General features: G+C 61.9%; 19 protein-coding genes. 12 read left to right on the top strand and 7 right to left on the bottom strand.

Going from position 1 to position 19,263, the window contains the following annotated elements; genetic code table 11:
• Window positions 1–116 precede the first annotated feature (116 nt).
• The 7 genes from BLL36_RS26595 to BLL36_RS26565 all read left to right on the top strand — a co-directional run bounded on the left by BLL36_RS26595 (window position 117) and on the right by BLL36_RS26565 (window position 7,561).
• On the top strand, window positions 117–1,076 hold the full coding sequence (locus tag BLL36_RS26595) for an AAA family ATPase (protein WP_003174327.1): 960 nt from the start codon (window positions 117–119) through the stop codon (window positions 1,074–1,076).
• Between the two features lie 5 nt (window positions 1,077–1,081).
• Window positions 1,082–2,014, top strand: coding sequence for a DUF58 domain-containing protein (locus BLL36_RS26590; RefSeq protein WP_076954578.1), 933 nt, complete (start codon window positions 1,082–1,084; stop codon window positions 2,012–2,014).
• Entirely contained in the window at window positions 2,011–2,505 is a 495-nt protein-coding gene (locus BLL36_RS26585) for a DUF4381 domain-containing protein (RefSeq protein WP_076954577.1), read from the top strand. Before BLL36_RS26590 ends, BLL36_RS26585 begins: the two co-directional genes overlap by 4 nt.
• Window positions 2,498–3,586 (top strand): vWA domain-containing protein, encoded by a 1,089-nt coding sequence (locus BLL36_RS26580; RefSeq protein WP_076954576.1) that lies wholly within the window; start codon window positions 2,498–2,500, stop codon window positions 3,584–3,586. Before BLL36_RS26585 ends, BLL36_RS26580 begins: the two co-directional genes overlap by 8 nt.
• On the top strand, window positions 3,583–5,322 hold the full coding sequence (locus BLL36_RS26575; protein ID WP_076954575.1) for a tetratricopeptide repeat protein: 1,740 nt from the start codon (window positions 3,583–3,585) through the stop codon (window positions 5,320–5,322). Before BLL36_RS26580 ends, BLL36_RS26575 begins: the two co-directional genes overlap by 4 nt.
• Window positions 5,319–6,959, top strand: coding sequence for a BatD family protein (locus BLL36_RS26570; RefSeq protein WP_076954574.1), 1,641 nt, complete (start codon window positions 5,319–5,321; stop codon window positions 6,957–6,959). The genes BLL36_RS26575 and BLL36_RS26570 overlap by 4 nt, the downstream gene beginning before the upstream one ends.
• Window positions 6,960–7,033: 74 nt before the next feature.
• Window positions 7,034–7,561, top strand: coding sequence for a hypothetical protein (locus BLL36_RS26565; RefSeq protein WP_076954573.1), 528 nt, complete (start codon window positions 7,034–7,036; stop codon window positions 7,559–7,561).
• Window positions 7,562–7,612: 51 nt separating this feature from the next.
• On the opposite strand, the gene BLL36_RS30825 is transcribed toward BLL36_RS26565, so the two are convergent.
• Complete coding sequence (locus BLL36_RS30825; protein WP_130925964.1) at window positions 7,613–7,993, bottom strand: hypothetical protein; 381 nt, start codon at window positions 7,991–7,993, stop codon at window positions 7,613–7,615.
• A gap of 753 nt (window positions 7,994–8,746) precedes the next feature.
• Between BLL36_RS30825 and BLL36_RS26560 the strand changes: the two genes are divergently transcribed.
• Window positions 8,747–9,034 (top strand): DUF6124 family protein, encoded by a 288-nt coding sequence (locus tag BLL36_RS26560; RefSeq protein ID WP_197678468.1) that lies wholly within the window; start codon window positions 8,747–8,749, stop codon window positions 9,032–9,034.
• A gap of 167 nt (window positions 9,035–9,201) precedes the next feature.
• On the opposite strand, the gene BLL36_RS26555 is transcribed toward BLL36_RS26560, so the two are convergent.
• Both BLL36_RS26555 and BLL36_RS26550 read right to left on the bottom strand, forming a co-directional pair.
• Window positions 9,202–9,477, bottom strand: coding sequence for a type II toxin-antitoxin system RelE/ParE family toxin (locus BLL36_RS26555; protein WP_076954572.1), 276 nt, complete (start codon window positions 9,475–9,477; stop codon window positions 9,202–9,204).
• Window positions 9,477–9,749, bottom strand: coding sequence for a CopG family ribbon-helix-helix protein (locus tag BLL36_RS26550; protein WP_076954571.1), 273 nt, complete (start codon window positions 9,747–9,749; stop codon window positions 9,477–9,479). The genes BLL36_RS26555 and BLL36_RS26550 overlap by 1 nt, the downstream gene beginning before the upstream one ends.
• A gap of 602 nt (window positions 9,750–10,351) precedes the next feature.
• Here BLL36_RS26550 and BLL36_RS26545 point away from each other — a divergent pair.
• The 4 genes from BLL36_RS26545 to BLL36_RS26530 all read left to right on the top strand — a co-directional run bounded on the left by BLL36_RS26545 (window position 10,352) and on the right by BLL36_RS26530 (window position 16,366).
• Window positions 10,352–10,654, top strand: a complete 303-nt coding sequence (locus tag BLL36_RS26545; protein ID WP_197678469.1) for a DUF6124 family protein — start codon at window positions 10,352–10,354, stop codon at window positions 10,652–10,654.
• Between the two features lie 233 nt (window positions 10,655–10,887).
• A complete protein-coding gene (locus tag BLL36_RS26540) occupies window positions 10,888–12,129 on the top strand; it encodes an exonuclease SbcCD subunit D C-terminal domain-containing protein (protein ID WP_076954570.1) in 1,242 nt (413 codons plus the stop codon).
• A complete protein-coding gene (locus tag BLL36_RS26535; protein ID WP_076954569.1) occupies window positions 12,126–15,764 on the top strand; it encodes an AAA family ATPase in 3,639 nt (1,212 codons plus the stop codon). Before BLL36_RS26540 ends, BLL36_RS26535 begins: the two co-directional genes overlap by 4 nt.
• Window positions 15,761–16,366, top strand: coding sequence for a glutathione S-transferase (locus tag BLL36_RS26530; protein WP_076954568.1), 606 nt, complete (start codon window positions 15,761–15,763; stop codon window positions 16,364–16,366). Before BLL36_RS26535 ends, BLL36_RS26530 begins: the two co-directional genes overlap by 4 nt.
• Window positions 16,367–16,516: 150 nt before the next feature.
• Here the strand turns inward: BLL36_RS26530 and BLL36_RS31510 are convergent, their stop codons facing one another.
• The 4 genes from BLL36_RS31510 to BLL36_RS26515 form a co-directional block, all read right to left on the bottom strand.
• Window positions 16,517–16,642 carry a hypothetical protein gene (locus tag BLL36_RS31510; protein ID WP_267903512.1) on the bottom strand — a complete coding sequence of 42 codons (126 nt, stop codon included), beginning with the start codon at window positions 16,640–16,642 and terminating at the stop codon, window positions 16,517–16,519.
• Window positions 16,643–16,811: 169 nt separating this feature from the next.
• A complete protein-coding gene (locus BLL36_RS26525; RefSeq protein ID WP_076954567.1) occupies window positions 16,812–16,991 on the bottom strand; it encodes a hypothetical protein in 180 nt (59 codons plus the stop codon).
• Window positions 16,992–17,147: 156 nt separating this feature from the next.
• Window positions 17,148–18,320, bottom strand: a complete 1,173-nt coding sequence (locus BLL36_RS26520) for a lactonase family protein (protein WP_076954566.1) — start codon at window positions 18,318–18,320, stop codon at window positions 17,148–17,150.
• On the bottom strand, window positions 18,310–18,597 hold the full coding sequence (locus BLL36_RS26515; RefSeq protein WP_076954565.1) for a DUF5629 family protein: 288 nt from the start codon (window positions 18,595–18,597) through the stop codon (window positions 18,310–18,312). The genes BLL36_RS26520 and BLL36_RS26515 overlap by 11 nt, the downstream gene beginning before the upstream one ends.
• Window positions 18,598–19,263: the final 666 nt, after the last annotated feature.

Genomic DNA, 19,263 nt, shown 5'->3' with positions numbered 1-19,263 from the left:
CCAAAAATACCCGTTACGCCGTTAGTCGCCACCCCCCTCGATGCATTAAAGTAATGCCCCCCGGCCCGCTGTTCGTTGCACAGCACGCAGGCTCATCTTTCCAGGAACCGTCATCGATGGAACATCGTGAAGCGCTGCTTGCGCTGCGAACCTTTCTTTCTACGCAGATTCTCGGCCAGGAAAAACTCATCGATCGCCTGCTGATCGCCTTGCTCGCCGACGGCCACATGCTGGTCGAAGGTGCGCCGGGCCTGGCCAAGACCAAGGCCATCAAAGAGCTGGCCGAAGGCATCGAAGCGCAGTTCCATCGTATCCAGTTCACCCCCGACCTGTTGCCCGCCGACATCACCGGCACCGAGATCTATCGTCCGGAAACCGGCAGCTTTGTGTTCCAGCAGGGTCCGATCTTCCACAACCTGGTGCTGGCGGACGAAATCAACCGTGCGCCGGCCAAGGTGCAGTCGGCGCTGCTGGAAGCCATGGCCGAGCGCCAGGTCAGCGTCGGGCGCAGTACCTATGACCTGTCGCCGCTGTTCCTGGTGATGGCCACGCAAAACCCCATCGAGCAGGAAGGCACTTACCCGCTGCCCGAAGCCCAGCTCGACCGCTTCCTGATGCACGTCAAGATCGGCTTCCCCGATGCCGCCGTCGAACGACGTATCCTGCAACAGGCCCGTGGCGAAGCGCTCAACGGCGAAACCAAGCCCGAACGCCGCGTCAGCCAGCAGGCGATCTTTGCAGCGCGCAAGGAAATCCTCGGCCTGTACATGGCCGATGCGGTGGAGGAATACCTGGTGCAGCTGGTGATGGCCACCCGCACCCCGGCCAAGTTCGATCCGGAGATGGCCGAGTGGATCGCCTATGGCGCCAGCCCACGCGGCTCCATTGCGCTGGACCGCTGCGCGCGCGCCCATGCCTGGCTGGCCGGGCGTGATTTCGTCAGCCCAGAGGACATCCAGGCCGTGTTGTTCGACGTGCTGCGCCACCGCATCATTCTGTCGTTCGAAGCCGAAGCCGCCGGCATTGACCAGGACCGCGTCGTGCAACGCATTCTCGACGTCGTTGCCGTCGCTTGAACCCGATGAACGCCAGCGATGGGATCCGCGTCACGCTCAGCGAATTGATCGAGATGCGCCATCGCGTGCGCGAAGTGCAACTGTTCTCCACGCCAAGCCAGCGCAGCCCATTGATCGGCCTGCACCATTCCAAGCTGCGCGGGCGCGGCGTCGACTTCGACCAGGTGCGCGTGTACCAGGCCGGCGATGACGTGCGCACCATCGACTGGCGCGTGACCGCGCGCACTCAGGAACCGCACACCAAACTGTTCCATGAAGAACGCGAACGGCCGATCTTCATCATGGTGGAACAAAGCTGCCGGCTGTTCTTCGGCTCGGGGCAGATGTTCAAGTCGGTATTGGCCGCCCAGGCGGCGAGCCTGATCGGCTGGGCCGCGCTGGGGCATAACGACCGGGTGGGCGGGCTGGTGTTCGGCGACAACGAGCACTACGAGATCAAGCCGCGCCGCAGCAAGCAAAGCCTGCTGCAACTGCTCAACCGTCTGGTGCGCGTCAACCAGAGCCTGAGCACCGAAAGCCGCCCGGAAGCCGACGCCCTTGGCATGGCCCTGCGCCGTGGCCGCGAAGTGTTGCGGCCCGGCAGCCTGGTGATCGTGATCTGCGACGAGCGCGCGCTCACCGAAGGCGCCGAGCAACAGCTGAGTCTTTTGTCACGCCATTGCGACCTGCTGCTGTTGCCGATCTCCGACCCGCTCGACCACGCCCTGCCCGCCGCCGGGCTGCTGCGTTTCGCGCAGCGTGGGGCGCAACTGGAACTGGACACGCTGAACTTCGACTTGCGCCAGGCCTACAAGGCCCAGGCCGAAGCGCGCATCGCCCGCTGGGAGCTGCTTGCGCAGAAACTGCGAATTTTGCTGATGCCCTTGAGCACCCAGAGCGAAATGGTCGAGCAACTGCGCGACTACCTCAACCCGCAACGCCCGGCTAAAAAACAATGAGCAGCCTTGACCAACTGCAACCGCTGATCGCCCCGCCGGCCATTGGCTTCTGGCCGCCTGCGCCGGGCTGGTGGCTGTTGTTGCTGATCATTCCCCTGCTGGGTTGGGGCTTGTGGTCACTGCGACGGTTCCTGCCGACCCGCCGCCCCATCGCCCGCGCCGAACAACCCTTGGACCCCTTGCGCATCGCCGCCCTGGCGGAGCTGGCGCTGATGCCCAAGCCTTACGACGGCGCTCCGGCCGGCGCCTGGCTGCAGCAACTCAACGGCCTGCTCAAGCGCCTGTGCCGCAACGACTATCCCTACAGCCAGAGCCACACGCTCAACGGTCGCAAGTGGCTGGCGTTTCTCGACAACCGCTGCCCCGCCGCCGGCCTGACTCGCTGGATGGTGTTGGTGGAGGGCGCCTACAAGCCTGAATGCAAACTCGACGACAAAGCTATCGCCGGCCTGACCCAAGCCGTCGACACCTGGATTCGCAAACATGTTTGAGTTCGCCTGGCCGTGGATCTTCGCCCTGTTGCCGTTGCCGTGGTTGATGCGCCTCGTGTTGCCGGCGGCCGACAGCGGCGAGCCCGCGCTGAAAGTCAGCTACCTCAGCGACCTTGAAGGCCTGGCCCGCCGCCGTGCCCGCGTCAACCTGCCCGGCTGGCGCCAGCAAGCGCCGTTCGTGGTGCTGTGGCTGCTGCTGTTGAGCGCCGCCGCGCGCCCGGAATGGCTCGGCGAGCCGCTGCCGATCGCCGCCAGCGGCCGCGACCTGCTGGTGGCGGTGGACGTGTCCGGCTCCATGGATTTCCCGGACATGCACTGGCGAGACGAGGACGTGAGCCGCTTGAGCCTGGTTAAACACCTGCTCGGCGATTTCCTTGAGGGCCGTGAAGGCGACCGCGTCGGCCTGATCCTGTTCGGCAGCCAGGCCTACCTGCAGGCGCCACTGACCTTTGATCGGCGCACCGTGCGCACCTGGCTGGATGAAGCGCGCATCGGCATCGCCGGCAAGAACACCGCGATCGGTGACGCCATCGGCCTGGCCCTCAAACGCCTGCGCCAGCGACCCGCGCAAAGCCGCGTGCTGATCCTGGTCACCGACGGCGCCAACAACGCCGGGCAGATCGACCCGCTGACCGCCGCGCGCCTGGCCGCGGAGGAAGGCGTGAAGATCTACCCGATCGGTATCGGCGCCGACCCTGAACAGACCGGCTCCCTGGGCATTCTGGGGGTCAACCCGAGCCTGGACCTCGACGAGCCGGCGCTCAAGGCCATCGCCGAAACCACCGGCGGCCAGTATTTCCGCGCCCGCGACGGCGAAGAACTGCAAGCGATCAAGCAAACCCTCGACACACTTGAACCGGTCGAGCAACAACCCACCCAAGCACGTCCGGCGCTGGCGTTGTACAGCGCGCCGCTGGCCCTGGCCTTGCTGCTGAGCATGCTATTGGTGATCCAGGAGCGCTGGCCGAACAACGCCTTGCAGCGGGTGTTCAATCGACTGTCGAGCAAGGGGATTTTCCTGCAACAACACCCGCAATGGCGCCAGCGCCTCAAACGCCTGCGTTTGCGGAGGCGTCGATGATCGACCTGTGGCCGCATTGGTTCCGTCCGTGGTGGTTACTGCTGCTGCCGTTGCTCGGCGCGTTGTTGTGGCAGTTGTGGCATCGGCAAAAACGCGCCGGGCGCTGGCAGATGATCCTGCCGCCGGCCTTCCACGCCGTGTTGCTCAGCGGCGGCAATGGGCGCGAAAGCAAGTCACCGTGGGTGGTGCTCGGCATCGCCTGGCTGCTGGCCGTATTGGCGTTGCTCGGCCCCAGCTGGCAGCGGGTTGAGCAATCCAGCCAGAAGCCGTCCGATCCTTTAGTGGTGCTGCTGGAACTGACCCCGGAAATGCTCGCCACCGACAGCCCGCCGAACCGCCTGGAACAGGCTCGACGCAAACTGTACGACTTGTTGCAGGCACGCAGCGATGCGCAAACCGCCATCGTCGTCTACGCCGGCAGCGCCCACACGCTGGTGCCGCTGTCGGACGACCTGGGCACCAGCCGCAACCTGCTGGAAGCCTTGCGCCCGTCGATCATGCCGGAGCCCGGCCACCGTGCCGACCTGGCCGTCGAGAAAGCCCTTGGCCTGCTCAAGCAAGGCGGCCTCGGCCAAGGCCGCTTGTTGCTGGTGGGCTCCTCGCTGTCCAAACAGGAACGCCAAGGCATTCGCCTGCAACTGCAAAGCGCCCAGGCGCCGAGCCTGTCGATCCTCGGCATCGGCAGTCGCGAGGGCACCCCGGTAACCCAGGAAAGTGGCGAGTTTCTCAAGGATGAACAAGGCGCGATCCTGGTACCACGCCTCGACAGCCCGACCCTCAAGGCCTTTGCCAGCGAAATGGGCGGACGCTACCGCGCCGCGCGCCTGGACGACAAGGACCTGCGCCAGCTTGGCGTGCTCGACCCGCCACAAAGCCTGCGCAATGACGGCCAGCTGCTGCACCTGGACACCTGGGCCGACCAGGGTTACTGGCTGCTCTTGCCCTTGTTGCTGCTGGCCGCCTGCGCCGGGCGGCGTGGCTGGTTGTTCTGCCTGCCGCTGCTGCTGCTGAGCGCGCCCCAGCCCAGCTATGCCTTTGGCCTGCAGGACCTGTGGCTGCGTCCCGACCAGCAAGGCCAATACCTGCTCAAGCACAAACGCCCCGCCGAAGCGGCCGAACGCTTCCAGGACCCGCAGTGGCAGGGCGTGGCGCTGTACGAAGCGGGCAACTATGCCGAAGCCGCCAGGCGTTTCGCCGAGGGCAATGACGCCTATGCTCATTACAATCGGGGTAACGCCCTGGCCAGGTCCGGTGAACTGGAAGCCGCCATCGACGCCTATGAACAGGCCCTGGAAGCGCAGCCCGACCTGCAACCGGCGCTGAAAAACAAGGCGCTGGTCGAAACCCTGATGCAACAGCAGGCGCAACCGGAACCCGCTGCGCCTGCAAAAAACGAGGATGACGAAACCACCCAACCCGGCCAAACTGCGCAACCGGGCGACAATGGGCAAAGCGCCACGGGCGGCGAGCAGTCTTCCCAAGGCCAGGGCGAGGCCGGCACCGGCGATACCCAAGCCGGCGCCACGCCCCACACCGGCGGCAACGAAGTGCCCGGCAGCGAACTCGGCGATGAACAGACCACCACCCCACCGCTGCGCCCGAGCGATGCCAGCCTTGACGGCGAGCAGCGCCAGGCGCTGGAGCAATGGCTGCGGGAAATCCCGGACAACCCCGGTGAACTGCTGCGCCGCAAATTCTGGTACGAACAGCAACAACATCAGGACAAGACTCGATGAGCCGCCGCACCACCCTACTGCTTCTGCTCGCCTTGTCGGCCGGCCACGCCCAGGCGGCGAACCTGAGCGCCAGCGTCGACCGCAGCCGCCTCAATTCGGGGGAAACGGTGGAACTGACGGTGGAGTCCAGTGATGTCACGCAGTTCGGCAAGCCCGACCTGTCGCCCCTTGAGGCACAGTTCGAAGTCAGCGGTACGCGGCAGATCAACCAGCTCACCACCCTGGACGGCGACAATCACGCCACCACGCGCTGGATCATCACCCTGTTGCCCAGGGAAAACGGCACGGTGATCATCCCGCCCCTGCAAGTGGGCGAGTACAAGACCCAGCCGATCAGCCTGCAAGTGGTGGAAACCGCCAGCCAGAACACCGCCGCCGAACTGGCGCCGGTGTTTGTCGAGGCCGACCTCGACCAGACCAGCGTCTACGTCCAGGCCCAGGCGCTGTTGACCGTGCGCGTGTACCACTCGGTGTCGCTGTATGACGACAGCAGCCTCACGCCGTTGCAGATTCCCGATGCACGCGTGGAGCAACTGGGCGAGTCGCGCACCTATGAGAAGGTCATCAACAGCATTCGTCACGGCGTGATCGAGACCCGCTACGCCATTTACCCGCAGCACAGCGGCACGCTGGCGATTCCGACCCAGACCTTCAGCGCGACACTCGTGGAATCGCGCCCGCCGCAAGAAAACACGCTGCAGGGCACCAAGCCGGGCAAGCTGATCCATGTCAGCTCGGCGCAGCTGCCACTGGTAGTCAAGCCCAAACCGGCGCTGTACCCGGCCGACACGCCGTGGCTGCCGGCGCGCAGCCTGACCCTGACTGAAAGCTGGAACCCGGAACCCGAGCAGGTGCAAGTGGGCGACTCCCTCACCCGCAGCCTCACGGTCAAGGCCGAAGGCCTGTCCAGCGCGCAATTGCCGGCCCTGCCCAGCACCGACATCAACGGGCTGCGCCGCTACCCGGACCAGCCGGTGCTCGGCAACCAGGCCAGCGACCGAGGCCTGACCGGCAGCCGTGAAGACCGCGAAGCGCTGGTGCCCACCCGCGCAGGCCCGCTGGAACTGCCCGCCGTGGATGTGGTGTGGTGGAATACCCACGAAGACCACCTGGAACGCACCAGCCTGCCGGCGCGCACCCTGCAAGTGGCGGCCAACCCGAGCCTGGCGGTCGACACACCCGCCACGCCCACCGTGATCACCGCCCCCGACGACAACCACCTGTGGCTGTGGCAACTGAGCACCCTGCTCCTCGCCTGCACCACCCTGCTGGGCTTTGGCCTGTGGTGGCGCGCGCGCTGGCAACCTGCCGTGCTGCGCGCCGCGCAAACCGGCCCAAGCCCGCGCAGCCTGCTCGACGACCTCAAGCGCGCCACCCAGGCCAACGACCCCCACGCCACCCGCCAGGCGCTGGACGCCTGGGCGCGGCAACAACCGGAAACCCTCGCCGACATGGCGGCGCGGTTCGTGCCGCTGTCGGATGCCTTGGATGGGTTGAACGGCGCACTCTACAGCGAAGGTGGCCACTATTGGCTGGGTGAAGACCTGTGGCGCGCGGTGAAGGCGATTCCAATGGCAGAACGCGAGCTGGACCCGACGGCGGATAGCACAAGCTTACCGCCGTTGTATCCCAAGTAAGTTTGGGCACAACTTAAGTTAAAACATCAGGGGCCGATAGAGCGATGTAGCCTTCTATTAGTGGAGATTATCCAATGGCCATTACTCTGAATGTTTCATACGCACCGATGAGTAAGCAGACAGATGCTTATGTCATCAAAAATCCGCATCAAGTCACCAATGCATTCACAATTACCGAAGCCTCAGAGGCGGTGGATGCGTTGAAGCTCGAAAACCAGGAAAAGATAACCCAACTTAAAGAGTTTTTGAAAAATTATGACATGACGTCGATCAGCACCGACGAACTCAAGGTAGTTGGCAGCAAACTCTACGACGAAGGCATGATCAGTCGACGAGCATTTGGGATGTTTATAGAGGGTGATCGAGCATCTGACGCGAACGGATTCCAGACCAATACGCATGTAAAGTTCAACGCCATTGCCTTATTCAATGAAAGGCTTGAGGACACCAGGGCGTTTTTCAAAAGTGAACCGGCGGTAGCCAGACAAGACGGAGCAATGGATTACTTACAAAGCATGATAAGTGCCAATCACGCCATAAATGCACTGGCTTATTTTATAAAATCTGCAAATAGCGACTTATCAATAAAAGAACAGGCATGACGCCAGCAGCCGGCGCGCCGGTCCCCCAGCCCCGGCGCGCCTCGCTCCGCTCTATCGACCGTACCTCACGGCCCCCGAGTAGGATTTAGAGACAGCATCGTCGTTATTCAATACCACGCGGTAGTTACCAAAAGCCCCTGCGTATGAAGCGTTATTACCTATACTGAACGACACTCTATTCCAAGAAGAACCGACTTCTTGCTCAATATATATTCCGGGCGCGCGGCCAGCACCACCCGTTGAAACCGTTGCATCAATACCCGCCCCTGAACAGCCATTGGCGGAAGTGATTTTGAAAGGACCATGAGCTGTGATCGCCGTCTTCGGCGGTATGATTCCAGTGTAGCTCTCATTAATGTACAAACATGAAGCAGACACTTGAGCAGAAACCAACATCAACGCTGCAAGAGGTAAAGCAATAAGGCTTTTCATAATATTCTCCATATCATTGAGAAAGCACTAAAGCGCATAACATGTAGAGCGGGTCACTTGACCGCCCCACGTGCTCGACATTGCATGATTTGTTGAGCAAAGTAAGCCAGCTGCTTCCTAAAATCAGTAAGGACCGTTCTGTCATACTCCGCAGTAGGAAATAGTCGGAAATTTCCTAGTCCCGCTTACTGGCGATTAAAACTGCGGATTTGAGGCGCTTCATTTACAGCGAGCGCTCTCAAAAAATATGGCTGGAAACTTGCTAATACAGCACGCGTGGCTTCTGCTATTGGCGAAAGACCCAGATTTAAAAACCTCAGCGATAGCTGTGGGAGCGGGCTTGCCCGCGATGGCGGTGTGTCAACCAGCACATGCCCAACTGACCGAGCGCCATCGCAGGCAAGCCAGCTCCCACAGTTGACCGTGTCGCCTGCACGACATGGGTTGTTAAAGGCCAGCAATCCATATCCCTTTAATTTGCAGGAAGTTTCCTAGACAATCCCACGGCCTTGCGCCTGTTCAGTTCACTGGCTAGCCTTCGTTCCGTCGCTGCATATCAGCGATCGGGTGTGGAAACCTGGGAACTAAGTAGGCGTCATGATCGTATGCAAGCGCTCAATGGCGGCTGTACGCGGGCAGACCTCGGTCTGGCCGAGTCCTACTACTCGGTTTTCCACCCCGCGTATGGCTGCCACCTAATCTGCCGTGTGGAAACGGCACAGGATGGCTCCCCAACCTAGTAGGAGCATCAAAATGAACAAAATTGTCCCCGACCCGCCTCGCGAAATCTTCGAACGCGCCCTGAGCCACTACCTGCAACCCACCTCAGCGCCATCCTTCACCGTGCACCAAGACCTCAGCTTCGAAGACGCCCTCGTGCAAATCTGCGACCTGCTGCGTTGCGCAGCCGCGACCGCAGCCGGCACCTGCCAAGGGCTGAGCGGCGAACAGCGCCACATGGCCGGCGCCACCGAGCACTTGATCAACAACGCCAAAACCCTGGCCGACCGAGCGCTGGATTGCCTGCAACCATCGTCATAAACGCTTTATCAGAAACAACACATAACCCCTGTGGGAGCGGGCTTGCTCGCGAAGGCGGAGTGTCAGTCAGCACACCTTTATCTGACACACCACATTCGCGAGCAAGCCCGCTCCCACATTGGATCTCCATCGTTGATTACAGCCAACTACAGGCCTATTTCACTCGACTAACGATCCTCACGGGTATGCCACAGGCGCAACAGATACACAGTGGAACCCACTATCTCGTAACGCATTTCATAGTGGCCGATCAGAATCCGGCGCACATCCCGGGGCTCGAATTCTTCCAGGCGCTCGCCGATACGCGGGTTGGCCAGCAGCGTGGCGGGAGCAGCCGTGAGTTGCTGCACGGTTCGTGCGGCGGCAGGTTGATTCACTAACGCTAGAAATTCATACAATCGGGTAAGGTCGGAAAGCGCCTTGGCTGTCCACTTCAACTCCATCAGCGCGGCACCGGCAATGGCGTTTCGCTGCTGAGACTATCAGCCCAGGCCTGAACGGCCTGGTGATCAATCACGCGGCCAGCGTCAACATCGGCCAACGCCTCCAGGGTCAGACGACTACGCTCTTCTTCCTGGTCTATCCAGGCCGATAGTGCCTGCTTGACGATCCAGTTTCTGGAGCGATCAAGGCGTTCTGCCATTAAATCGACCTTTTGGGCCAGTTGCTCAGGAACATGAGCGGTGACAGATCTGGTTTTTGATGGGGTTGCCATAATGTGTTGGCTCCTGATCGTTTCATATTCTCGTGGCGCTTCATTCTGCGCCGTTGTGCAGCAGTCCGAGTCGAAGTTAATCATAGTGATTGACTGTATAGCATCAAATGCTTGTGTTGGACCGGGCGATATGGCGTTTCACGACATGGGTACCCACACAGCCTAACCCTGTGGGAGCGGGCTTGCCCGCGATGGCAGTGTGTCAGCCAGCACATTTTCAACTGACCGGGCGCCATCGCAGGCAAGCCAGCTCCCACAGTTGACCGTGTCGTCTGTGCGACATGGGTTGTTAAAGGCCAGCAATCCATATCCCTTTAATTTGCAGGAAGTTTCCTAGACAATCCCACGGCCTTGCGCCTGTTCAGTTCACTGGCTAGCCTTCGCTCCGTCGCTGCAGATCAGCGATCAGGGGTGAGATCCTGAGTTCGGGAGAGCCAAGTGTCACAACCGCGAGCAACATGCTCTATGGCGGCTGTGTGCGGGCAGACTTCGGTCTGACCGGGTTCTCCTGCCCCGGTAATCTCACCCCGCACATAGCTGCCACCTTTTGACGAGTGAGATCGGCAAAAGAATGGCCCCCAGCACTGCAGGAGCTTCATTACATGAACAAAATCGTCCCCGACCCACCCCGTTTCACCCCCGACCGCACAATCTTCGAACGCGCCCTGAGCCACTACCTGCAACCCGCCTCAGCGCCATCCTTCACCGTGCACCAAGACCTCAGCTTCGAAGACGCCCTCGCGCAAATCTGCGACCTGCTGCGTTGCGCCGCCGCGACCGCAGCCGGCACCTGCCAAGGGCTGAGCGGCGAACAGCGCCACATGGCCGGCGTCACCGAGCACTTGATCAACAACGCCAAAACCCTGGCCGACCGAGCGCTGGACTGCCTGCACGCACCGTCATAACGCTCTATCAGAAACAACACATACCCCCTGTGGGAGCGGGCTTGCCCGCGAAGGCGGCGTGTCAGTCAGCACATCTTTATCTGACACACCGCATTCGCGAGCAAGCCCGCTCCCACATTGGATCTGAGTTGCCTGGGGCGACGTGGTCACATTCCGGGTAAACTCCCTTCCTTTTCACCGCCCTTCTCTGTTCATGGCGGTCATTCACTTTTCTGTTATTCACGGAGTTCGCCTTGCGTCTGTTCCACACCTCCGACTGGCACCTGGGCCAAAACCTCCACGGCCAGGAGCGCGACTTCGAACATGCCTGTTTCCTGGCGTGGCTGCTGGGCCAACTCAAGGCCCACTGTCCGGATGCGCTGCTGATCGCCGGCGATATCTTCGACACGGTCAACCCACCGCTCAAGGCCCAGGAGCGGCTGTACGATTTCATCATCAGCGCCCACGAACAAAACCCCAACCTGACCATTGTGATGATCGCCGGCAACCACGACTCCGGCTCGCGCATCGAATTGCCCGCGCCGTTGATGCGCCGCTTGCGCACCCACGCCCTCGGCCGCGTGTTGTGGCTGGATGATGGCCAACTCGATGCCGAACGTTTGCTGATCCCGCTGCCGGATGCCAAGGGCAAGATTGCCGCGTGGTGTCTGGCGCTGCCCTTCCTGCGTCCAGCGGAAGTCACGGGTGCGCATCTGGGCGACGATTACCTGCGCGGCATCGGCCAGGTGCATGAATGGCTGATCGCCGCCGCCAACGCCAAGCGCAAGAAAGGCCAGGCGCTGATTGCCATCAGCCATGCGCACATGGCGGGTGGCTCGGTGTCGGAAGACTCCGAGCGCAGCCTGATCATCGGCAATGCCGAGGCGCTGCCGGCCAGTCTGTTCGATAGAAGTGTCGCCTATGTGGCCCTCGGCCATTTGCACAAGCCGCAAAAGGTCAATGGCGAAGAACGCATTCGCTACAGCGGCTCGCCGATTCCGCTGTCGTTTTCAGAAATCAACTACAAGCACCAGATTCTCGACGTGACGTTCCAGGGCCAGGCGCTGGTCAGCGTCGAACCGCTGCTGATCCCCCGCGCCGTCAACCTGCAACGCCTGGAAGCCGCGCCCCTGGCCGATATCCTCAAGCAACTGGCCGACCTGCCCGACGTCGACCTGCTGGCCGACACCCAGCGCCAGCCGTGGCTGGAAGTGCGCGTACGCCTGGACGAGCCGCAACCCGACCTGCGCCAGCAAATCGAAAATGCCCTGGACGGCAAGGCCGTGCGCCTGGTGCGCATCGCCGCGGAATACGCCGGCAAACGCGGCAGCGACGCTACCGACGAAGAGCGCTTGATCGAACTTGACCAGCTCACGCCCCAGGAGCTGTTCAGCCGCGCCTGGCAGGACAGCTACGGCAGTGCGGTGGATGAACAGACCTTGAAGGATTTCGCCGTGCTGCTCCAGGAAGTTCAACAGGAGAGCGAACAGCCATGAAGATCCTCGCCATCCGCCTGAAGAACCTCGCCTCCCTGGCCGGCCCGTTCGAGATCGACTTTACCGCCGAGCCCCTGGCCAGCGCCGGTCTGTTCGCGATTACCGGGCCGACCGGTGCCGGCAAAAGTACTTTGCTCGATGCGCTGTGCCTGGCGCTGTTTGGCGCCGTGCCGCGCCTGGGCGATACCGGCCAGGCGAAAATGCCGGACGCCGACAGCGATATCTCCATCGGCGACCCCCGCACATTGTTGCGGCGCGGTACCGGCGGCGGTTATGCCGAAGTGGACTTTGTCGGCGTCAGTGGCCGTCGCTACCGTGCGCGCTGGGAAGCCAACCGCGCCCGCGACAAGGCCAGCGGCAAGTTGCAGAACAGCCGCCAGAGCCTGATCGACCTGGACAGCGACCAACTGCTGGCCAGCCAGAAAACCGAATACAAAACCCAGCTGGAACTGGCCCTGGGCCTGAACTTCGAACAGTTCACCCGCGCCGTGCTGCTGGCGCAAAGCGAGTTCAGCGCCTTCCTCAAGGCCAACGACAACGAACGCAGCGAACTGCTGGAGAAGCTCACCGATACCGCGCTTTACACCCAGCTCGGCCGACGCGCCTTCGACAAGGCCAAGGACGCCCGGGACGTGCACAAGCAGTTGCAGGACCAGGCCACCGGCGTGGTGCCCCTCGCGCCCGAAGCCCGTGCCGAACTGGACCAGCAATTCGACGCAGCACAACAACAGCTCAAGACCCAACAAGCCCAGCTCAAGCAGTTGGAGTTGCAGCACACCTGGCTCAAGGAACTGCGTGAATGGCAAGCACGCCAGCTCGCCGCCACCGAAGCGCTGCAGCGGGCGCAGGCCAAGTGGGATAACCAGGCCCAGCAACGCCAGGACCTGAGCCGCCTGGACCAGTTGGCACCTCATCGCCACCACTTCGCGCGCCGGGCAGAACTGCGCACCGTGCTTGAGCCGTTAGCCGCGCAGATTCAGCTGTATAACCAACAACAAGGCGAATTGCATACCCGCCAGGAACAGGCCCAGCAACAGCAAGTCACGGCGCAGGCCGCATTGGCCCAAGCCCTGCAAAACCAGGCTGACGCCCTGCCTTTGCTGCGCCAGGCCTTTGAAGAGCAAAGCACCCTCGCCCATTTGACCAAAGAACTGGCCAAGCGCACCGAGGACAAGCAGCAGCACGAAAACGCCTGCCATGAAGGGCAAGTCCAGCTCAATGGCTTGCTCGAAAAGCAGCGTCAGGTCGCCGAACGCCTGCAAGGCCTGGCCACCGAACTTGAACAGAGCGCCGCCCTCGCCCCGCTGAGCGAGGCCTGGAGCGCCTACCGCGACCGCCTGCAACAGCTGATGCTGATCGGTAACCGCTTGAACAAAGGCCAGGCCGAGCTGCCGCAACTGGAGCAACGCGCCACCCACGCCGCGGCACAGTTCACCCAGCAACGCGAGGCCCTGGACCTGCTGTATCAGGAGGCCGGCGCCGAGCCCCACGCCGTGGCCGAACAGATTCAGCTGCTGGCCAGCCTGCTGCAAGACAATCGTAAACAGCAACGCGCTTTCGAAGACCTGACGCGCCTGTGGGACAGCCAGCAGCAGCTCGACCACCAGGCCAGTGTCCTCGCGCAGAAGCTTGCCGATGCCCAGCAGCAACGCGAGCAACTGAACCAGACCGGCCTGCAGACCAAGGCCGAGCTGACCGTGGCCGAACAGACCCTGACGGTGACCAAACAGCTGCTGGAACGCCAACGCCTGGCCCGCAGCGCCAGCGTCGAGGAACTGCGCGCGCAGTTGCAGGACGACCAGCCCTGCCCGGTGTGCGGCAGCCATGAACACCCGTACCATCAACCCGAAGCGCTGCTGCAAAGCCTTGGCCGCCATGATGAAAACGAGGAGGCCCTGGCGCAGAAAGCCGTGGATACGCTCAAGGAAAAACTCACTGAGCTGCGCGGCGAAGTGGGCGGTTTGATCGCCCAGCAAAAGGAATACCTGCAACAGCAGGAGCAACTGGCGGCGCAACTGCAAGCGCTCAAGCCGAGCATGGACGCGCACCCGCTGTGCGCGGCATTGCTCAACCAGGATGCGGCCAAGCGTAGCGCCTGGCTTGACCAGCAACTGGCCCAACTCACCCAGAGCATCGCCCAGGACGAACAACGCCAAGGCGCCCTGCTCAACCTGCAACAGAACGCCGGGCGCCTGCAGCAGCAACTGCAAGCCGCCCAGGAAGCCAGCCAGCAGGCCCGCCAATTACTGGCAGACCAGCAACGCGAGCTGGCCAGCGACCGTGAACGCCTCGACCAGGAACTCAACGCCTTCTCCAGCCTGTTGCCGGCCGAGACCCTGGAAGGTCTGCGCGCTGAACCTGCCGCCACCTTCATGCAACTGGACCAGCAGGTCAGCCAGCGCCTTGAACAGCTCGGTTATCAACGCGACGAGCTGGCCGAGCAACAGGCGCGCCAACAGGCGATCGAGAAGGAAACGACCCACCAGCAGCATCGCCAGCAACAACTCGATGCGTTGGTGCAGCAGGTCACCGAACTGGCCACCCAACAACAGGCGGCCCGGGAAAAGCTCGGCGCATTGCTCGGTGAACACAGCAGCGCCGAACAATGGCAGCAGCAGTTGGACCAAGCCGTCAGCCAGTCACGCCAGAGTGAGACCGACGCCAACAAGCAGTTGCAAGAGATCCACAACGCATTGGTCCAACTCGCCGCCGACCTCAAGGCCCAGCAGGAACGCCAGCAGGCGCTGCAGGCCGAGCAGCAGACACTCGACACGCGCATCAGCGAGTGGCGCGCCCTGCACCCGGAGCTCGACGACGAAGGCCTCAACCGCTTGCTGGCCGTTGATGAGGCCCAGGTCAGCCAATTGCGCCAGCAGGTGCAGCACAGCGAAAAAGCCGTCGAACAAGCCAAGGTCCTGCTGCAAGAGCGCGAACAGCGGCTCGCCGAGCACCAGGCGCTGCACAACGGCAACCTTGAAGCCGAAGCACTGGACAGCGCCCTGGCCACACTCACCCAGCAATTGGCCGAGGCTGAAAAAGCCTGTGCCGAACTGCGCGCGCGCCAATCCGAAGACCAGCGCCGCCAGGAAGCCAACCAGGCCTTCGCCGCGCAGATCGCCCAGGCTTATGACGAATGGCAGCGTTGGGCACGCTTGAATGCGCTGATCGGCTCGGCCACCGGCGACACTTTCCGCAAGATCGCCCAGGCCTATAACCTCGACTTGCTGGTGCACCACGCCAACGTGCAACTGCGCCAGCTGGTGCGGCGCTACCGCCTCAAGCGCGGTGGCAGCATGCTTGGCCTGCTGGTGATGGACACCGAAATGGGCGACGAACTGCGTTCGGTGCATTCGTTGTCCGGCGGCGAAACCTTCCTGGTGTCGTTGGCGCTGGCCCTGGGCCTGGCGTCGATGGCCTCCAGCACACTGAAGATCGAGTCGCTGTTTATCGACGAAGGCTTTGGCAGCCTCGACCCCGAGTCGCTGCAATTGGCCATGGACGCGCTGGATGGCTTGCAGGCCCAGGGGCGCAAGGTGGCGGTGATCTCCCATGTGCAGGAAATGCACGAACGCATTCCGGTGCAGATCCAGGTCAAGCGCCAAGGCAATGGCTTGAGCACCCTGGAAGTCACGTGAGCGAGATACGGCTGTATTCGTTCCGGCGCTGCCCGTATGCGATGCGTGCGCGCCTGGCCTTGCGCTATTGCGGCGTGCCCGTGCGCATCATCGAGGTAAGCCTGAAGGACAAGCCGGTTGAAATGCTGGCACTGTCACCCAAGGGCACGGTGCCGGTGTTGAGTGTGGATGGCGAGGTGATCGATGAAAGCCTGGCGATCATGCAGTGGGCGCTGGCACGGCACGATCCGGATGATTGGCTGCTCCAGGATGACCCGGCGGTGCTGGCGTTGATTGCCGAGAACGACCAGGGCTTCAAGTATCAATTGGATCGATACAAGTACGCCGAACGCTATCCCGAACAGTCCAGGGAAGATTACCGGGCCGCGGGCGAAGTGTTCTTGCGAAAACTGGAGCAATTGCTGGCCGAACGCGAGTACCTGCTGGCCGACCACCCGAGCCTGGCGGACATGGCCCTGGCGCCCTTTGTACGGCAGTTTGCCCATGTGGATCGGGAATGGTTCGCCGGTGCACCGTATCCAAACTTGCAGCGGTGGCTGGAGTGGTTTTTGAATTCGCCGCTGTTTATTGGCGTAATGGCAAAACCCCACGTGCTGTTGTAGTGAGCGGGCTTGCCCCGCGCCGGGTGGCGAAGCCGCCCCAAAGCAGTCGCCTCAATTTCACCTGACACACCGCAGTGCTGCGATTGGGGCGGCTTCGCCGCCCAGCGCGGGCGGTGCGACGATTCGACAAGCCCGCTCACTACAGACGATTTAACCCTGCACCAGGTTCAACAACCGCTCGCGGGCAATCTCCGGCTCGCCGTCCGCCAGTTGCACAGAGGACAGGATAGGAGCGGAATAAAGAACCAGGATGAGTGCCGCGAGTCGGAGTGCCATGCTGTCGATTCCAGAAGATAGGCGTCAATATTCGAGCGCCAAATTTAAACTCATGGCAATGTGATATCAATGATTTTATGCAGCCGATGCACAAACGCCAAACCACTCGAACGAGGCAGGCTTCGTTCCAGTGGTTTGGCGTCTGCGGGTGTGCAGGGTCAATCAGCGTTCACGGCTGGGTTTTGTGGTCCAGCGCGGCGTAGAAATTAGCGCTTTGTTGCAAGTATTTCTGGGTATAGGCGCTGGTGCTGGATGGCTTGCCGGAGACTTCCACGCTGGCCGCGGCCGGCAAGGCCACAGTGGCGGAAACGGCGGAAGCGGCAATCACGGAGAAAAGATTCAAGTTCATGGCGGTAACCCTCGTGTGCGTTTGGTTGAGTGGCCGGAGAAGGCCTTGGAACTCAACTTACGCCCGAGGGCTGAGCCTTAGAAATGCTTTGAAACACTAGCCGCTATCAATAGAATTAATAGCAAGGCTCAGGCCCCGTTGCACGGGGCCTGTGGCTTATTGACGCACCAGGAACTTGAGATCGCTGGGCGCATCGATCGGCAATTTCTGCACGGTTTTACCGAGCAGGCCGGTTTCAGGGTCACGTTCGACCACCACGATTTCATTGCTCTTCTGGTTGGCGACCAGCAGGAATCTGCCGGTCGGGTCCAGGCTGAACTCGCGCGGATGGTCACCCTCAACGGAACGGCGTTGCAGCTCCTTGAGGTGCCCGGTGGCCGGGTCGATGCCGAACACCACGATGTGGTTGGCCGTGCCGCGATTGCTCACGTACAGGAATTTGCCGTCGCTTGACGCATGCAGCGCCGCACCGGCCTTGTCGGACACCGGTTGGCCGGCGGCGTAGTCCACCAATTGGGTCTGGGTCAGTTGGCCGTCTTTGTAGTCGAACACCGCAATCTGGGCGCTCATTTCGGTGGTCAGCCAGGCATGCTTGCCATCGGCGCTGAACAACAGGTGGCGCGGGCCGCTGCCGGGTGGCAACTGCACCGAGGCCGGAGTGGCCGGTGTCAGTGGCAATTCATGGTTGGCCTTGGGGTCGTAGCGGTAAGCGAACAGCTTGTCAGCGCCCAGATCCTGGACAAACACGTACTTGCCATCCGGCGATGACACCACCGAATGCACATGGTTGGACGCCTGCCGCTCGGGGTTCACGCGACTGGCCGGGTGCCCGCTCAGCTGCACCGGGGCCGACAGCTTGCCCTGGGCATCGACCGGCAGTACCGCCAGGCTTCCACCCGGGTCTTCGACCACCGAATAGTTGGCGACGAACAGGTAGCGGCCATCGGCGGCGACGCTGGCATGGGTGGGCTCGTTGCCCAGGCTCTGCACCTGGTTGATCAGGGTCAGTTGGTGGTTGCGCGGGTCAATGCTGTAGCTGCTCACGCGGCCTACCGGGTCTTTCTGGCCGGGACCATTCTCGTTGACTACAAACAGGTGCTTCTGGTCCTCGGAAAGCGTCAGCCATGAGGGGTTATCGGCCGTGGCCGCCAATACCGGCGGGCCCTGGAACCGGCCGGTGCGGCTGTCGAACTGCAGGCGGTAGATGCCTTCGCTGGTGCCGGCGGTGTAGCTGCCCACCAGCACTTCATACGTCTCGGCCGGTGCAGCCTGTACCGACATCGCACCGACACTGCCCGCCATCAGCAGGGGCCAGAATTTACGCATCATCCGCTTCGTCCTCATCGTTGTTGTTGTCGCCCTTGATCGCGCTCAGGCAGACCAGACGGTGTTCACCGTCCTCGTTGCTCAGCAGCCAGCTTTGCAAGCTGTCATCAAAGGTCGCGGCGTTCAGTTGATCTGGACTGAACGTCCAACGCTTGAGTTCCCGGCCGTCCATGCTTTCGATCAGCAACTGCTGGTCAAAGGTGAAGTCGAAGGCGTGCAGCCCGTCGATGATCAGCATGTCGCTGGTGGCAAGGGCGGTGGTCAGGGGGGTGGCGGTCATGGTGGTCAGTCATCTACGAGGAAGGTCGCGATGATAGCGGAAACAGTCGCATGGACACAGAACCCAATGTGGGAGCCGGCTTGCCCTAATGCCGATCAGTTAAGCGAACGCAATGTTTAAAGCAACGAAGATCAAATGTGGGAGCTGTCGAGCTTTAGCGAGGCTGCGAAAGCGGTGGGTCAGGCGAAAAAAATGCCAGCAGTGCCGCCGCCTTCGCAGCCTCGCTGGGGCTCGACAGCTCCCACATTTTGAACCGAGTTCGACATGAATACCGGTCGGCTCTAAGGCCGCCGCGCTTTGTTTTTGATCTTGATCTGGGGCGCCCCGTCAACCACGCTGGCCGTAATTCGATATTGATTTGGGGGGTAAACCGGCAGGACGCCGGTTTAGCCGCCCCGCGCCATGGATGGCGCGTGGCGGCGGCCCCCCAAATCAATGTCGGATTACGGGCATGCCGAGCCTAGGCGAGGCACCGAGTGGTGGGGCGAAGCGTTTTTGGTTACTTTTTGCGCTCTTCAAAAAGTGACCCGCCGTAAGGGCCAGCCCTTTCAAGGTCTTTTGATTTTAGCGGCCTTAAGCACCCGATCCGTCGACACGTGGGCATTTGCGGCTTTGCCTTCAAGCCACTGTTTGGGCTTGGGCACCTTCGGACCTCGCTTGCTCTTG

Origin of the sequence: Pseudomonas cedrina subsp. cedrina, assembly GCF_001983175.1 — a bacterium.
GTDB lineage: Bacteria > Pseudomonadota > Gammaproteobacteria > Pseudomonadales > Pseudomonadaceae > Aquipseudomonas > Aquipseudomonas cedrina.
This window is presented reverse-complemented; position numbering and strand designations above follow the sequence as displayed.

Coding starts and splice junctions, on each gene's coding strand:
- BLL36_RS26595 (WP_003174327.1), top strand. CDS start 117: ATGGAACATCGTGAAGCGCTGCTTGCGCTGCGAACCTTTCTTTCTACG.
- BLL36_RS26590 (WP_076954578.1), top strand. CDS start 1,082: ATGAACGCCAGCGATGGGATCCGCGTCACGCTCAGCGAATTGATCGAG.
- BLL36_RS26585 (WP_076954577.1), top strand. CDS start 2,011: ATGAGCAGCCTTGACCAACTGCAACCGCTGATCGCCCCGCCGGCCATT.
- BLL36_RS26580 (WP_076954576.1), top strand. CDS start 2,498: ATGTTTGAGTTCGCCTGGCCGTGGATCTTCGCCCTGTTGCCGTTGCCG.
- BLL36_RS26575 (WP_076954575.1), top strand. CDS start 3,583: ATGATCGACCTGTGGCCGCATTGGTTCCGTCCGTGGTGGTTACTGCTG.
- BLL36_RS26570 (WP_076954574.1), top strand. CDS start 5,319: ATGAGCCGCCGCACCACCCTACTGCTTCTGCTCGCCTTGTCGGCCGGC.
- BLL36_RS26565 (WP_076954573.1), top strand. CDS start 7,034: ATGGCCATTACTCTGAATGTTTCATACGCACCGATGAGTAAGCAGACA.
- BLL36_RS30825 (WP_130925964.1), bottom strand. CDS start 7,993: ATGAAAAGCCTTATTGCTTTACCTCTTGCAGCGTTGATGTTGGTTTCT.
- BLL36_RS26560 (WP_197678468.1), top strand. CDS start 8,747: ATGAACAAAATTGTCCCCGACCCGCCTCGCGAAATCTTCGAACGCGCC.
- BLL36_RS26555 (WP_076954572.1), bottom strand. CDS start 9,477: ATGGAGTTGAAGTGGACAGCCAAGGCGCTTTCCGACCTTACCCGATTG.
- BLL36_RS26550 (WP_076954571.1), bottom strand. CDS start 9,749: ATGGCAACCCCATCAAAAACCAGATCTGTCACCGCTCATGTTCCTGAG.
- BLL36_RS26545 (WP_197678469.1), top strand. CDS start 10,352: ATGAACAAAATCGTCCCCGACCCACCCCGTTTCACCCCCGACCGCACA.
- BLL36_RS26535 (WP_076954569.1), top strand. CDS start 12,126: ATGAAGATCCTCGCCATCCGCCTGAAGAACCTCGCCTCCCTGGCCGGC.
- BLL36_RS31510 (WP_267903512.1), bottom strand. CDS start 16,642: ATGGCACTCCGACTCGCGGCACTCATCCTGGTTCTTTATTCCGCTCCT.
- BLL36_RS26525 (WP_076954567.1), bottom strand. CDS start 16,991: ATGAACTTGAATCTTTTCTCCGTGATTGCCGCTTCCGCCGTTTCCGCC.
- BLL36_RS26520 (WP_076954566.1), bottom strand. CDS start 18,320: ATGATGCGTAAATTCTGGCCCCTGCTGATGGCGGGCAGTGTCGGTGCG.
- BLL36_RS26515 (WP_076954565.1), bottom strand. CDS start 18,597: ATGACCGCCACCCCCCTGACCACCGCCCTTGCCACCAGCGACATGCTG.